Annotated in this window: 13 protein-coding genes; 6 read left to right on the forward strand and 7 right to left on the reverse strand. The window is 62.7% G+C overall.

The annotated features are described in order from the left end of the window. Nucleotides 1–187 precede the first annotated feature (187 nt). The 5 genes from HX851_RS25725 (at nucleotide 188) to HX851_RS25745 (ending at nucleotide 4,184) form a co-directional block, all read left to right on the forward strand. Nucleotides 188–847 carry a FadR/GntR family transcriptional regulator gene (locus tag HX851_RS25725; protein ID WP_177059097.1) on the forward strand — a complete coding sequence of 220 codons (660 nt, stop codon included), beginning with the start codon at nucleotides 188–190 and terminating at the stop codon, nucleotides 845–847. Continuing rightward, entirely contained in the window at nucleotides 837–2,150 is a 1,314-nt protein-coding gene (locus tag HX851_RS25730; RefSeq protein WP_177059099.1) for a CynX/NimT family MFS transporter, read from the forward strand. The genes HX851_RS25725 and HX851_RS25730 overlap by 11 nt, the downstream gene beginning before the upstream one ends. 102 nt (nucleotides 2,151–2,252) lie before the next feature. Next, nucleotides 2,253–2,723, forward strand: coding sequence for a nuclear transport factor 2 family protein (locus HX851_RS25735; RefSeq protein ID WP_017124095.1), 471 nt, complete (start codon nucleotides 2,253–2,255; stop codon nucleotides 2,721–2,723). Nucleotides 2,724–2,769: 46 nt separating this feature from the next. Further along, nucleotides 2,770–3,099 carry a GIY-YIG nuclease family protein gene (locus HX851_RS25740; protein WP_177066181.1) on the forward strand — a complete coding sequence of 110 codons (330 nt, stop codon included), beginning with the start codon at nucleotides 2,770–2,772 and terminating at the stop codon, nucleotides 3,097–3,099. A gap of 143 nt (nucleotides 3,100–3,242) precedes the next feature. Continuing rightward, entirely contained in the window at nucleotides 3,243–4,184 is a 942-nt protein-coding gene (locus HX851_RS25745) for a glutathione S-transferase family protein (protein ID WP_177059103.1), read from the forward strand. Between the two features lie 118 nt (nucleotides 4,185–4,302). On the opposite strand, the gene HX851_RS25750 is transcribed toward HX851_RS25745, so the two are convergent. After that, a complete protein-coding gene (locus tag HX851_RS25750; protein WP_177059105.1) occupies nucleotides 4,303–4,653 on the reverse strand; it encodes a glutaredoxin family protein in 351 nt (116 codons plus the stop codon). Nucleotides 4,654–4,656: 3 nt separating this feature from the next. Then, entirely contained in the window at nucleotides 4,657–5,664 is a 1,008-nt protein-coding gene (gene yejK, locus HX851_RS25755; RefSeq protein ID WP_017124091.1) for a nucleoid-associated protein YejK, read from the reverse strand. Between the two features lie 396 nt (nucleotides 5,665–6,060). Between yejK and HX851_RS25760 the strand changes: the two genes are divergently transcribed. Continuing rightward, a complete protein-coding gene (locus HX851_RS25760) occupies nucleotides 6,061–6,342 on the forward strand; it encodes an HU family DNA-binding protein (RefSeq protein WP_005785131.1) in 282 nt (93 codons plus the stop codon). A gap of 62 nt (nucleotides 6,343–6,404) precedes the next feature. On the opposite strand, the gene rlmF is transcribed toward HX851_RS25760, so the two are convergent. The 5 genes from rlmF to HX851_RS25785 form a co-directional block, all read right to left on the reverse strand. Next, nucleotides 6,405–7,433 carry a 23S rRNA (adenine(1618)-N(6))-methyltransferase RlmF gene (gene rlmF, locus HX851_RS25765; protein WP_177059109.1) on the reverse strand — a complete coding sequence of 343 codons (1,029 nt, stop codon included), beginning with the start codon at nucleotides 7,431–7,433 and terminating at the stop codon, nucleotides 6,405–6,407. A 369-nt stretch (nucleotides 7,434–7,802) separates the two neighbouring features. After that, complete coding sequence (locus tag HX851_RS25770; protein WP_177066180.1) at nucleotides 7,803–10,649, reverse strand: valine--tRNA ligase; 2,847 nt, start codon at nucleotides 10,647–10,649, stop codon at nucleotides 7,803–7,805. 354 nt (nucleotides 10,650–11,003) lie between these two features. Then, nucleotides 11,004–11,429: a DNA polymerase III subunit chi gene (locus tag HX851_RS25775; protein WP_177059120.1), complete on the reverse strand. Its 426-nt coding sequence runs from the start codon at nucleotides 11,427–11,429 to the stop codon at nucleotides 11,004–11,006. Nucleotides 11,430–11,437: 8 nt separating this feature from the next. Then, on the reverse strand, nucleotides 11,438–11,866 hold the full coding sequence (locus HX851_RS25780) for a DNA polymerase III subunit chi (RefSeq protein ID WP_177059122.1): 429 nt from the start codon (nucleotides 11,864–11,866) through the stop codon (nucleotides 11,438–11,440). A gap of 58 nt (nucleotides 11,867–11,924) precedes the next feature. After that, nucleotides 11,925–13,412: a leucyl aminopeptidase gene (locus HX851_RS25785; protein WP_177059124.1), complete on the reverse strand. Its 1,488-nt coding sequence runs from the start codon at nucleotides 13,410–13,412 to the stop codon at nucleotides 11,925–11,927. Between the last annotated feature and the right edge of the window lie 184 nt (nucleotides 13,413–13,596).

Genomic DNA, 13,596 nt, shown 5'->3' on the forward strand with positions numbered 1-13,596 from the left:
CAGTTCAAGCCAGCTCCTACAAGGTCCCCGGCTGGACCATAGTCCGGGGTGAGTCCCCATCCTGTGGGAGCCGGCTTGCTGGCGAAAGCGGTGGTGCGGTTGGCATCACTCGCCCTTGAGCTCAGCCGTTGATCTGGGATAGGCTATCCGTAAATTCATCCTATGATTGGATGTTAAGGCGAATTCCATGTCTTCCAGCATTCCCCTGATCAAGCGTTCCCTGGTCGACCAGGCTCTGGAGCAGTTGCGCGAGCGTATTACCCTTGGTACCTGGACCGTTGGCGAACGTTTGCCGACCGAGCCGGAGTTGGCTGCCGAGCTGGGTATCAGCCGCAACACCATGCGCGAAGCCATGCGCGTACTGGCGTTTTCCGGATTGATCGAGATTCGCCAGGGTGATGGCAGCTATCTGCGGGCGACCACCGATCCGTTGGCGACCATGCAGGCGCTGTCGCGTTGCTCCCTGGATCAGGCCCGCGAGACTCGGCACAGTTTTGAAGTCGAGGCCGTTGGCCTGGCGGCCCTGCGCCGCACCGACGAGGATCTCAAAGGCTTGCGCGAAGCCTTGGCGACCAGTGGTGATCACTACCATGGCGACCTCGACAGCTATATCGCCTGCGACCTGGTGTTTCACCAGCGCCTGATCGACGCCGCGCACAATCCCATGCTCAGCGAGCTGTACCGCTACTTTTCCAGCGTGATTGCCGGTGCCCTGCATCAGACGCTGGACATCACGCCTCGCCGCCAGTCGGTGTTCGATCTGCATATCGCCTTGCTCGACGCGGTCGAGCAGCGCGACCCGGAACGCGCCAAGGCCCTGTGCCGGACCTTGATCAATGAACCTTGAAGCCGAGAGCCCCATGTCCCGTTCCGTTTCAGACAGCGGCGCCGACGCGCCCGCCAAGCCGGTCGAACTCGACCAACTGTTGATTGACGCCGAGGCCGATGATGACGTCGTGCAGCAGAGTCATCCGGTGCTGCGGCGTCCCTGGCTGCTGCTATTGGGGCTGGTGCTGGTGGCCCTCAACCTGCGTCCGGCGCTGTCGAGCATGGCGCCGATGCTCAGCGAGGTCTCCCGCAGCCTCGGTCTGTCGGCAGCCAAGGCTGGTTTGCTGACCACCTTGCCGGTGCTCTGTCTTGGCCTGTTCGCCCCCTTGGCGCCCTTGCTGGCGCGACGATTTGGCAGCGAGCGCGTGGTGCTGGGCATTTTGCTGACGCTGGCAGGGGGGATGATCCTGCGCAGTTCTTTCGGGGAGTTCGGCTTGTTTGCCGGCAGCATCCTGGCAGGGGCCAGCATCGGGGTGATCGGTGTGCTGTTGCCGGGAATCGTCAAGCGCGACTTTGCCAGGCAGGCCGGGACCATGACCGGGGTCTACACCATGGCCCTGTGCCTGGGAGCGGCCATGGCGGCGGGGGCGACGGTGCCGCTGAGCCAGCACCTGGGTAACAGTTGGTCGCTGGGGCTGGGCTTCTGGGTAATCCCCGCGCTGGCGGCGGCGGTGTTCTGGTTGCCACAGGTCGGCAACAAGCACGGCGCCCACCAGGCGGCATACCGCGTGCGCGGCCTGTTACGCGATCCGCTGGCCTGGCAGGTGACGTTGTACATGGGGCTGCAATCGTCCCTGGCCTACATCGTCTTTGGCTGGTTGCCTTCGGTGCTGATCGGCCGCGGCCTGACGGCAACCCAGGCGGGGATCGTGTTGTCCGGTTCAATTCTCGTGCAACTAGCCAGTTCATTGGCCGCGCCCTGGCTGGCGACCCGTGGCAAGGACCAACGGCTGGCGATTCTGGTGGTCATGCTGCTGACGCTGGGAGGCCTGTTCGGTTGCCTGTATGCGCCGCTCGACGGGCTCTGGGGCTGGGCGATCCTGCTCGGACTGGGGCAGGGCGGCACTTTCAGCCTGGCGCTGACCCTGATTGTGCTGCGTTCGCGCGATGCTCATGTGGCGGCGAACCTGTCGAGCATGGCCCAGGGCATTGGTTACACCCTGGCCTCCATGGGGCCGTTCGCGGTCGGCCTGGTGCATGACCTCACCGGCGACTGGCAGGCGCTGGGCTGGATCTTCGGCGTGATCGGCCTTGGCGCCATCGTTGCGGGCCTTGGCGCCGGTCGGGCGCGCTATGTGCAGGTCGACAGCGAAAAACGCTGAAGCACCTCGCACTCCCGGTATTCGGCCCGCGAATGCCGATAGTCAGGCGGGCATTTGCGGACTATCGTGCAGGCAATCTTTTGATCTGCACGGAGCCTGCCCATGAGTGATGCCCACAGCGCGTTGATTACCGAGTTCTACAAGGCCTTCCAGCGGCTGGATGCCGAGGCGATGAGCGCCTGCTACACCGAAGATGTGCTGTTCAGCGATCCGGCGTTCGGCGAACTGCGTGGTCGTGATGCCGGTGATATGTGGCGCATGCTGACCACCCGGGCCAAGGATTTCAGCCTGGTTTTCGACAATGTCCGCGCCGATGAACGTACCGGCGGCGCCCATTGGGTGGCGACTTACCTGTTCAGCCAGACCGGCAATATCGTGGTCAACGATATCCAGGCCCGCTTCGTCTTCCGCGACGGCAAGATCTGCGAGCACCACGATCATTTCGACCTGTGGCGCTGGGCTCGCCAGGCCCTGGGAACCAAAGGCCTGCTGCTGGGCTGGACACCACTGGTGAAAAACGCCGTGCGTGCCCAGGCACTCAAGGGCTTGAAGGCATTCCAGGCGAACCGCTGAGGTCTGCTAAGATTCCGGCCCCGTTGCCGCCAAGTCCTTTTGTCACGTGAATACCTGCCAAGCGCCGATTGCCGCCACCGAACCTGCCACACCGGCGACCAAGCCCTGGTTCGTCTATCTGGTCCGGGCGGCCAACGGCTCGCTGTATTGCGGCATCAGCGATGATCCGCAACGACGTTTTGCCTCGCACCAGAGTGGCAAGGGCGCGCGCTTCTTCCACTCGAGCCCGGCAGTGGCGCTGGTGTATGTCGAGGCGTGCAACGACAAGGGCGAGGCCCTGCGTCAGGAGCGCCTGATCAAGAAACTGCGCAAGAGTGCGAAGGAAAACCTGGCGGCGGGTTTCAGTCTGGAAGATTTTTCGGCCAGCCGAAAATGACAAAGGGCGCCTTTCGGCGCCCCATCACAAACAGTCTGGCGTGTCATTGATATCGCTGATAACGCGACATCAGGCCACCTGGGTAGGCCGACCTCGATTTGCAGGCTAAGCTGCGGGCTCCTACCTGTCCGGCGGACTCCAGCATGTCTGAGTTGATTCTTCACCATTACGCAACGTCTCCCTTTGCCGAAAAGGCCCGGCTGCTGCTGGGGTTCAAGGGGCTGTCCTGGCGTTCGGTGACGATCTCGCCGGTGATGCCCAAGCCCGACCTGACGGCATTGACCGGTGGCTACCGCAAGACGCCAGTGTTACAGGCAGGCGCGGATATCTATTGCGACACGGCTCTGATCGCTCGTCGTCTAGAGCAGGAAAAGGCCTCGCCGACGCTGTTTCCCGAAGGGCGGGAAATGGTCGCGGCAACCTTCGCCACCTGGGCCGACTCGGTGGTGTTCAAGCACGCCGTGAGCCTGGTGTTCCAGCCGGAATCGGCGGCGGTGCGTTTTGCCCGCTTTTCCCCGGAGCAGCTCAAGGCCTTCATGGTCGATCGCGCCGGCCTGTTCAGTGGTGGTTCGGCCACACGGGTGCCCCTGGAAGAGGCCAGGCACCAGTGGCCGACTTTCATGACGCGCCTGGAGCAGCAGTTGCAGCGTGAGGAAGGCGATTTCCTGTTTGGCGAGCCGTCCATCGCCGATATCGCCATGGCTCACCCGCTGTGGTTCCTCAAGGCCACGCCGGTCACTTCACCACTGGTGGACGAATACCCCGCCGTATCGGCCTGGTTCGCCCGGGTGATGGCGTTCGGGCATGGAGCCTCGAATGTCATGAGCGCCGAGGAGGCGTTGCAGATCGCGCGTGATGCCACGCCAGCCGATCTCCCCGATGAGGTCTTCATCGATCCGAACGGTTTCAAGGTCGGTCAACAGGTGGTGATTGCCGCGACGGATTACGGCGTCGATCCGGTGGCCGGCGAGTTGCTGTTCGCGGGTCGTGAGGAGCTGATCCTGCGACGTGAAGATGAACGCGCGGGTGTGGTGCATGTGCACTTTCCGCGCCTCGGCTTCAGGATCGAAGCGCTAAGGGATTGAAAACACCGTACCCCTGTAGGAGCCGGCTTGCCGGCGATGAGGCCAATGAGTCTCGCATCGATCTTGCGGCCGCCATCGCCGGCAAGCCGGCTCCCACAATGGGAATACGTGCGGCTGGCTATTGCAGGGCGGCAATGATCGCTTCTGGCTGATACCCGCGAATCAGGGTGCCGTTGACGTCCAGTATCGGAATCCCCCCGCCCCCCAACGCTTCATAGGCCTTGCGCGCCTCGGCGTTCTTCTCGATATCGAACTCCTTGTAGGGAATCCCCTTCTGGTCGAGAAAGCGCCGGGTCAGCTTGCAGTAGCCGCACCAGTCGGTGGCGTAGAGGGTGACCCGGGCCTTGGCCTGGGTCTGCTCGGAAACCACTGAACCGGGGTTGAACACCCGCTCGATCTTGCCCCAGTTCTGATAGACCACGACCACCAGCAGGATCAGCAGGAACTTCTTCAGCATGCCATTGAGCACGGTTCAGTCCTTGCGGCGCTTGAGCTGATCGGTGAGCTGGGTCGGCAGGCCCTTGATGATCAGGGTCCCGGCTTCCTCGTCATATTCGATCTTCGAGCCCAGCAGGTGCGCTTCAAAGCTGATGGACAGCCCTTCGGCTCTACCTGTGAAACGGCGGAACTGGTTCAGGGTGCGTTTGTCAGCGGGGATTTCCGGCGACAGGCCATAGTCCTTGTTGCGGATATGTTCGTAGAACGCCCGTGGGCGGTCTTCGTCGATCAACCCGGACAGCTCTTCCAGGCCCATGGGTTCGCCCATCTTGGCCTGGCTGCTGGCGTAGTCCACCAGGGTCTTGGTTTTTTCGCGGGCATCGTCTTCGGGCAGGTCTTCGCTTTCGACGAAGTCACTGAAGGCCTTGAGCAGGGTACGGGTCTCGCCAGGGCCGTCGACACCTTCCTGGCAGCCGATGAAGTCGCGGAAGTACTCCGAGACCTTCTTGCCGTTCTTGCCCTTGATAAAGGAAATGTACTGCTTGGACTGCTTGTTGTTCTGCCACTCGGAGATGTTGATGCGTGCGGCCAGGTGCAACTGGGCCAGATCCAGATGACGGGAAGGGGTGACGTCCAGCTCGGCATTCACCGCCACGCCTTCGCTGTGGTGCAGCAGGGCGATCGCCAGGTAATCGGTCATGCCTTGCTGATAGTGGGCGAACAGGACATGGCCGCCGACCGAGAGGTTGGACTCTTCCATCAGCTTCTGCAGGTGTTCCACGGCCACGCGGCTGAACGCGGTAAAGTCCTTGCCGCCGTCCAGATACTCCTTCAGCCAGCCGCTGAAAGGATGCGCGCCGGACTCGGCGTGGAAAAAGCCCCAGGCCTTGCCCTGCTTGGCGTTATAGCTTTCATTGAGATCGGCCAGCATGTGCTCGATGGCCTGGGACTCGCTCAGTTCCGAGTCACGGGCGTGGAGCACGGCAGGCGTGCCATCGGGTTTCTTGTCGATCAGGTGGACGATACAGTGACGGATCGGCATGGGTTTCTCGGCTGATTGTCAGGGGGAGGAGCGGCTCCCCGGAAAAGCTGCCAGTGTACCGTAGACGCGGATAGAATCAGCGTTTGCAGGGCCAAACTTGGCCGATCGGCGGTTTCTGGCAGTTTTTTTTCGAAAACGAGCGCAAAAGCTGACCAAATGGCTAGGTAGAGGCGGATATTTCCCCGTCTCTGTGCTAGTTTTGCCCCCGTCTTGCGCACAGTAAGGGCGCAAAGCGTGCATTCAGCAGGTGTCAGGTCGAACCAAACCCCGTTTTTGCTATCTACATCCGCGATCCGTCGTGGTTTATCAGCGGGGTGTCAGGTCCAAAAGACTTGGCTCGACGGCTGACACTGCACTCTGCAATCCAAATGAATTTGATAGGGAAGGAACATCTCAATGGCTCTGACTAAAGACCAACTGATCGCCGACATCGCTGAAGCTATCGACGCGCCGAAAACCACCGCTCGCGCTGCCCTGGACCAACTGGGCCAGATCGTTGCCGATCAACTGGAAAACGGCGGCGAAATCACTCTGCCAGGTATCGGCAAGCTGAAAGTGACCGAGCGTCCTGCCCGTACTGGCCGCAACCCTTCGACTGGCGCTGCCATCGAAATCGCTGCCAAGAAAGTTATCAAGCTCGTTGTGGCCAAAGGCCTGACTGACGCTGTTAACAAGTAAGACGCAGTGTGACCGTGCCGCGGAGCGATCCGGGCACGGTTTTTTTTCGCCTGGCAAAAGACTCAGGCGCGGGCGGTACTCCAGTGCTGCTGGGCCCAGGCCTGTTGCTGGGCCTTGCTGTGGAACGTCCAGGCGACAAAACGGCTCTGCTTCTGCCCCTGGGACATTTCCACCACTCTGCTCTCCAGGGCGCCGGCCTTTTTCAGTGCCGCTTCGATGGCCGGCAGGTTCGAGGCCTTCGATACCAGGGTGCTGAACCACAGGACCTGGGTCGACAACGGCGGGCTTTCGCTGATCAGTTGGGTCACGAACCGCGCTTCGCCCCCTTCACACCACAGTTCCGCCGCCTGGCCGCCGAAGTTCAGCACGGGCAGCTTGCGCTTGGGGTCGGCCTTGCCCAGGGCGCGCCATTTGCGCCGGCTGCCGCTCTGGGCTTCGTCCAGGGAAGCGTGAAACGGTGGGTTGCACAGGGTCAGGTCAAAACGCTCGGTGCTCTCCAGCAGGCCGCTGAGGATGTGCTTCGGATTGCCTTGCTGGCGCAGGCTGATGGCCTTGTTCAAGCCATTGGACTGGACGATTGCCTTGGCCGCGGCCAGCGCGGTCTTGTCGATGTCCGAGCCGAGAAACTGCCAGCGATAGTCGCTGTGGCCGATCAGCGGGTAGATGCAGTTGGCGCCGACGCCGATATCCAGCACGTGTACGGCCGCACCACGAGGAATGTTGCCCTCATTGCCTTCGGCCAGCAGGTCGGCGAGAAAGTGCACGTAGTCGGCACGTCCCGGCACTGGCGGGCAGAGGAAGTCGGCGGGAATGTCCCAGTGCTGGATACCGTGGAAGGCCTTGAGCAGTGCCCGGTTGAACACGCGCACGGCGGCCGGGTCGGCGAAGTCGATGCTTTCCTTGCCGTAGGGGTTGAGGATCACGAACTTGCCCAGTTCGGGGCAACCCTTGATCAACTGTGGGAAGTCATAGCGGCCCTGGTGCCGGTTACGCGGGTGCAGGCTGGCTTTTTCGCGCGGCTCGACGGCCTTGGCCGGGGTGGCGGGCTTGGGCTTCTTGCGTGGATTTTTGGGTTTGCTCGGGGCGTTCATGGGCAGGGTCGATTCGGATAGGGCTTCAAATGGTCGCCATTGTCCCATATTCACCAGCGCTGGCGCGCAGGGCTTTGTGGCGGACACGGTCCTGCAGGAGCCTGGCTTGCCAGCGATGAGGCCCTCAGGCCTTGCAGCGTCTATCCGGACGCCATCGCCGGCAAGCCAGGCTCCTACAGGATCGTGTATCACCGCAAAATTTCGGGGCTGCCACGGTCCATGTAGCCTGGCTTGCCAGCGATGGCGTCCGCGCGGGCACCGCAAGATTCCCGGGCCTTATCGCCGGCAAGCCGGCTCCTACAGGTGTGCAAGGTGCGGGCATGAAAAAGGGAGACCCGAGGGCCTCCCTTTTGCAGTCAAGCCTCAGCCTTACAGGCTGGCTATCCGTGCATGCTGCTCGGCCAGCTTGCCCAGGGCCTGTTCGGCCTCGGCCAGCTTGGCGCGTTCTTTCTCGATGACTTCGGCCGGAGCCTTGTCGACGAATGCGGCATTCGACAGCTTGCCGCCAACCCGTTGCACTTCACCTTGCAGGCGCTGGATTTCCTTGTCCAGGCGCGCCAGTTCGGCGCCCTTGTCGATCAGCCCGGCCATCGGCACCAGCACTTCCATCTCGCCCACCAGGGCGGTGGCGGACAGCGGTGCCTCGTCGCCGGCAGCCAGCACGGTGATCGATTCGAGTTTGGCGAGCTTCTTCAGCAGTTGCTCGTTCTCGTTCAGGCGACGCTGGTCCTGCTCGTTGACGTTCTTCAGGAACAGCGCCAATGGCTTGCCCGGGCCGATGTTCATCTCGGCGCGGATGTTGCGCACGCCGAGCATCAGGCCCTTGAGCCATTCGATATCGTCTTCGGCACCCTGGTCGATGCGTGCTTCGTTGGCCACCGGCCACGGTTGCAGCATGATGGTCTTGCCCTCGGCACCGACCAGCGGCGCCAGGCGCTGCCAGATTTCCTCGGTGATGAACGGCATGAACGGATGCGCCAGGCGCAGGGCCACTTCCAGCACGCGCACCAGGGTGCGACGGGTGCCGCGATGGCGCTCGATCGGTGCGTTCTCGTCCCACAGGACCGGCTTGGACAGTTCCAGGTACCAGTCGCAGTACTGGTTCCAGATGAACTCGTAGAGCGCCTGGGCCGCGAGGTCGAAGCGGAACTGGTCGAGCTGGCGGGTCACTTCGGCTTCGGTGCGCTGCAACTGCGAGATGATCCAGCGATCCGCCAGGGACAGCTCGTAGGCTTCGCCGTTCTGGCCGCAGTCTTCGCCCTTGTCCAGCACGTAACGCGCAGCGTTCCAGATCTTGTTGCAGAAGTTGCGATAGCCTTCGACGCGGCCCATGTCGAACTTGATGTCGCGACCGGTGGAGGCCAGCGAGCAGAAGGTGAAGCGCAGGGCATCGGTGCCATAGCTGGCGATACCTTCGGCGAACTCGGCGCGGGTCTGCTTCTCGATGGTTTTCTGCAACTTGGGCTGCATCAGGCCGGTGGTGCGTTTCTGCACCAGCGCTTCGAGCTCGATACCGTCGATGATGTCCAGCGGGTCGAGGACGTTGCCCTTGGACTTGGACATCTTCTGACCCTGGCCATCACGCACCAGGCCGTGGACGTAGACGGTCTTGAACGGTACCTGCGGCGTGCCGTCCTCGTTTTTCACCAGGTGCATGGTCAGCATGATCATCCGGGCGACCCAGAAGAAAATGATGTCGAAACCGGTTACCAGCACGTCGGTGGGGTGGAAGGTCTTGAGGAATTCGGTCTGTTCCGGCCAGCCCAGGGTGGAGAAGGTCCACAGGCCTGCACTGAACCAGGTGTCGAGCACGTCGTTGTCCTGGTGCAGGACCACGTCCGCGCCGAGCTTGTGCTTGGCACGCACTTCGGCTTCATCGCGACCGACATAAACCTTGCCCGACTCGTCGTACCAGGCCGGGATGCGGTGGCCCCACCACAGTTGGCGGCTGATGCACCAGTCCTGGATATCGCGCATCCAGGAGAAGTACATGTTTTCGTATTGCTTGGGCACGAAGGCGATGCGGCCGTCTTCCACGGCGGCAATGGCCGGCTCGGCCAGCGGCTTGGTGGAGACATACCACTGGTCGGTCAGCCATGGCTCGATGATGGTCCCGGAACGGTCGCCCTTCGGCACTTTCAGGGCGTGGTCATCGACGCTGACCAGCAGGCCCGCGGCATCGAAGTCGGCAACGATCTGCTTGCGCGCATCGAAACGGTCGAGGCCGGCGTATTGTGCCGGGATCTTGCCGTCGATGCTGTCGTTCAGCGTGCCGTCGAGGTTGAACACCTGGCAGGCCGGCAGGACGTTGGCGTTCTTGTCGAAGACGTTCAGCAGCGGCAGGTTGTGACGCTTGCCGACTTCATAGTCGTTGAAATCGTGGGCCGGGGTGATTTTCACGCAGCCGGTGCCGAATTCGGGATCGCAGTAGTCGTCGGCGATGATCGGGATACGGCGGCCGACCAGCGGCAACTCGACGAATTTGCCGATCAGGGCCTGGTAGCGTTCATCGTTCGGGTTGACCGCGACGGCGGCGTCGCCAAGCATGGTTTCCGGACGAGTGGTCGCGACGATCAGGTAATCCAGGCCTTCGGCGGTCTTGGCGCCATCGGCCAGCGGGTAGCGCAGGTTCCATAGGAAACCCTTCTCGTCGTGGTTTTCCACTTCGAGGTCGGAGATTGCCGTGTGCAGCTTGGTGTCCCAGTTGACCAGGCGCTTGCCGCGGTAGATCAGGCCGTCTTCGTGCAGGCGCACGAACGCTTCCTTGACCGCTTCGGACAGACCGTCGTCCATGGTGAAGCGCTCGCGGCTCCAGTCCACGGACGAGCCCAGGCGGCGGATCTGGCGGCTGATATTGCCACCGGAATGATCCTTCCATTCCCACACCTTTTCGAGAAACTTCTCGCGTCCCAGGTCATGCCGGTTCTGGCCCTGGGCTTCGAGCTGGCGCTCCACCAGCATCTGGGTGGCGATCCCCGCGTGGTCGGTGCCCGGCTGCCACAGGGTGTTGCGACCCTGCATGCGGCGGAAACGGATCAGGGCATCCATGATCGCGTTGTTGAAGCCGTGACCCATGTGCAGGCTGCCGGTGACGTTCGGCGGCGGGATCATGATGGTGTAGGAGTCGCCCGCGCCTTGCGGGGCGAAGTAGTTCTCGGACTCCCAGGTCTGGTACCAGGAGGTTTCAATGGCGTGCGGCTGGTAGGTCTTATCCATGCGCGGCGGGACCCTTAGGCGTTAATTCAGGAAAGCCGACAAGTATAACGGGGATATGGCGCGGGGCGTAGAGCGAGGTGAGCGCTTGAGGCACAAATATGCGTGTCGGCGCCCCAGTCTCGGTTAGCTCGGAGCATTTGAAGTCGGGCACGGTCCTGTGGCGAGCGGGCTTGCCCGCGCTCGGCTGCGAAGCAGTCGTAAAACCGTTGACTGCGCTCTGCCTGACACAATGAGTTCTCTGGTTTTAGGGCCGCTTCGCGTCCCAGCGCGGGCAAGCCCGCTCGCCATAAGGTAGCGCTCGACTTTGAATTTCTTCAGCCAGCGGATACTGGAGCCGGCCCTGCTTCTACAAAGTCAGGAAGGATATTGGCTCAGCAGGCGCTCCATCCGCGCATCCAGGCGGCGCTTGATCTCGGTTTCTATATGCGGGGCGAAATCGTCGATCACGTCCTGCATGATCAGTTGCGCGGCGGCGCGCAATTCGCTGTCCAGGTGCAGCAGGGTGTCCTGGCTGCCGGCCTTGGCCGGTTCCGGCTTCGCTTCGGCAATCGGTGTCGGTGCGGGTGTCGGTGCGGCTGCGACAGGCGGGGCGACCTCGGGGGCTGCCTCGACCTCGGCTTTTTTACCCACCATGTCGAACAGCAGCGGGATTTGCCCTTCGCTGGCGACCGTTTCGGTCAGCAGCGGTGGCTGCAGGGTGTCGTCGCCGAGCAACTTGCGGATCGATTCGAGCTCGTCGAGCAGGGGTGCAGCTTTTTGTGGTTGTTTTGGCGTGTCCATCGGGGTGCTCAAAGTCGCTGTAGACGGTGATCTTGCAGAGGATATCCCTGTTCGCGGTAGAAGCGGAAACTCTCCCGTGCCGCCTGGCGGATCGCCGGGTCTTCCACCACCACTTCCGCCACACGGGCGAAGCGTGAGGCAAAGGACGGTACTTTCAGATCGAGGTTGACCAGCAGGTCCTGGTGCGTGCCGGGGTCTTCACCCAGTCCCAGGACCACACTGCCCTCGGGCTCGCTTTCCGCCGGGCCGTGGGGAACGAAGCTCTCGCCCTTGAAGCGCCACAGGCGGGCATCCAGATCGTCGCGCTGGCCGGCATCGCTGCAGTGCAGGTAGACCTTGTGCCCCAGGCGCCAGGCCTTTTCGGTCAGCTTGCAGGCGAAATCCAGCCGGGCTGAAGGATCAGGGCTGGGCAGGATGTAGAAATCGACTTGGGTCATAGAGGTTCCTGAGCCAGGGCGCCGACCTCCGCGGAGGACAGCGCCGTGGTCGTCAGTGTCAGGCCTTGGCGCGATCCAGCAGGTACTGGGTCAGCAGGGGCACCGGACGGCCGGTGGCGCCCTTGTCCTTGCCGCCGCTGGTCCAGGCGGTGCCGGCGATGTCCAGGTGAGCCCAGTTCAGGTTCTTGGTGAAGCGCGACAGGAAGCAGGCGGCAGTGATGGTGCCGGCTTTCGGTCCGCCGATGTTGGCGATGTCGGCGAACGGGCTGTCCAGCTGCTCCTGGTACTCGTCGAACAGCGGCAGTTGCCAGGCTCGGTCGTCGGCCTGGCGGCCGGCGTTGAGCAGTTGTTCGATCAGCTCGTCGTTGTTGCCCAGCAGGCCCGAGGTGTGCGAACCGAGGGCGACGATGCAGGCGCCGGTCAGGGTGGCGATATCGATCACTGCCTGAGGCTTGAAGCGTTCGGCGTAGGTCAGGGCGTCGCACAGCACCAGGCGGCCTTCGGCGTCGGTGTTGAGGATTTCCACGGTCTGGCCGCTGAGGGTGGTGACGATGTCGCCCGGGCGGGTCGCGCCGCCGCTCGGCATGTTCTCGGCACAGGCCAGGATGCACACCAGGTTGATCGGCAGCTTCAGTTCCAGTACGGCTTGCAGCGTACCGAAGACACTGGCGGCGCCGCCCATGTCGTATTTCATTTCATCCATGCCGGCGCCCGGCTTGAGGCTGATACCGCCGGTGTCGAAGGTAATGCCCTTGCCGACCAGGGCGAACGGCTTCTCGGATTTCTTGCCGCCGTTGTACTGCATGACGATCAGGCGTGGCGGCTGGTCGCTGCCCTGGCCTACGGCATAGAACGAACCCATGCCCAGTTCCTTGATCTTCTTCTCGTCGAAGATCTCGACCTTCAGGCCCTTGTGGGTCTTGCCCAGGTTCTTCGCCTGTTCGGCGAGGTAGCTCGGGTGGCAGATGTTCGGCGGGGTGTTGCCCAGGTCACGGGTGAACGCCATGCCGTTGGCGATGGCCTTGGCGTGGGTCACGGCGCGTTCGACTTCGGCTTGCGCGGCCTTGATGGTGATCAGGGTGATTTTCTTCAGGGCGCGCGGTTCGGCTTTCTGGCTCTTGTAGGCATCGAAGGTGTATTCGCCATCCAGCAGGCTTTCCGCCAGCAGGCGGGTCTTGCCGTAGCTGTCACGGCCCTTGACCACCACTTCGTCGAGGGCGAGCACGGCATCGCCGCCGCCCAGGCCCTTGAGGGTGCCGAGGATGCTCGCGACGGTCTTGCGCAATGGCCGGTCGCCCAACTCGTCCTTGCCCACGCCTACCAGCAGCACGCGCTCGGCTTTCAGGTTTGGCAAGCTCTGCAACAGCAGGCTCTGGCCGACCTTGCCGGCGAGGTCGCCACGCTTGAGGATGGCACTGATGGCGCCGCCAGCCAGTTCATCGACTTTCTGCGCGACAGTACCGAGCTTGCGGCCTTCGCCGACAGCGAGTACCAGGGTGGCGGTTTTCAACGTTTCCGGGCTAACGCTTTTTACAACCAGTTCCATGTCTGGGTCCCTGAATAAAGGTCAGTGGGCGCGAAGCGAGGCTCTGCGCTGGGTGGCTTGGCGCCGCAGCGACGCGCAAGCGACAAAGGCCGCAGTTTGAACCTCGCCGCCCGCCGCTGACAACCCTGCGTTTCAGCTTTGCGTGCGTGGTTGAGCGTGCGCAGTGACAGGGGCGGCCAATCAC

Origin of the sequence: Pseudomonas gingeri (assembly GCF_013385635.1) — a bacterium.
GTDB classification, from domain to species: Bacteria; Pseudomonadota; Gammaproteobacteria; order Pseudomonadales; family Pseudomonadaceae; genus Aquipseudomonas; species Aquipseudomonas gingeri_A.

What these genes read in the sequence shown, in the direction of transcription:
- HX851_RS25725 (WP_177059097.1), top strand. Translation starts at nt 188, where the DNA reads ATGTCTTCCAGCATTCCCCTGATCAAGCGTTCCCTGGTCGACCAGGCT.
- HX851_RS25745 (WP_177059103.1), top strand. Translation starts at nt 3,243, where the DNA reads ATGTCTGAGTTGATTCTTCACCATTACGCAACGTCTCCCTTTGCCGAA.
- yejK (WP_017124091.1), bottom strand. Translation starts at nt 5,664, where the DNA reads ATGCCGATCCGTCACTGTATCGTCCACCTGATCGACAAGAAACCCGAT.
- HX851_RS25780 (WP_177059122.1), bottom strand. Translation starts at nt 11,866, where the DNA reads ATGACCCAAGTCGATTTCTACATCCTGCCCAGCCCTGATCCTTCAGCC.
- rlmF (WP_177059109.1), bottom strand. Translation starts at nt 7,433, where the DNA reads ATGAACGCCCCGAGCAAACCCAAAAATCCACGCAAGAAGCCCAAGCCC.
- HX851_RS25735 (WP_017124095.1), top strand. Translation starts at nt 2,253, where the DNA reads ATGAGTGATGCCCACAGCGCGTTGATTACCGAGTTCTACAAGGCCTTC.
- HX851_RS25770 (WP_177066180.1), bottom strand. Translation starts at nt 10,649, where the DNA reads ATGGATAAGACCTACCAGCCGCACGCCATTGAAACCTCCTGGTACCAG.
- HX851_RS25760 (WP_005785131.1), top strand. Translation starts at nt 6,061, where the DNA reads ATGGCTCTGACTAAAGACCAACTGATCGCCGACATCGCTGAAGCTATC.
- HX851_RS25775 (WP_177059120.1), bottom strand. Translation starts at nt 11,429, where the DNA reads ATGGACACGCCAAAACAACCACAAAAAGCTGCACCCCTGCTCGACGAG.
- HX851_RS25785 (WP_177059124.1), bottom strand. Translation starts at nt 13,412, where the DNA reads ATGGAACTGGTTGTAAAAAGCGTTAGCCCGGAAACGTTGAAAACCGCC.
- HX851_RS25730 (WP_177059099.1), top strand. Translation starts at nt 837, where the DNA reads ATGAACCTTGAAGCCGAGAGCCCCATGTCCCGTTCCGTTTCAGACAGC.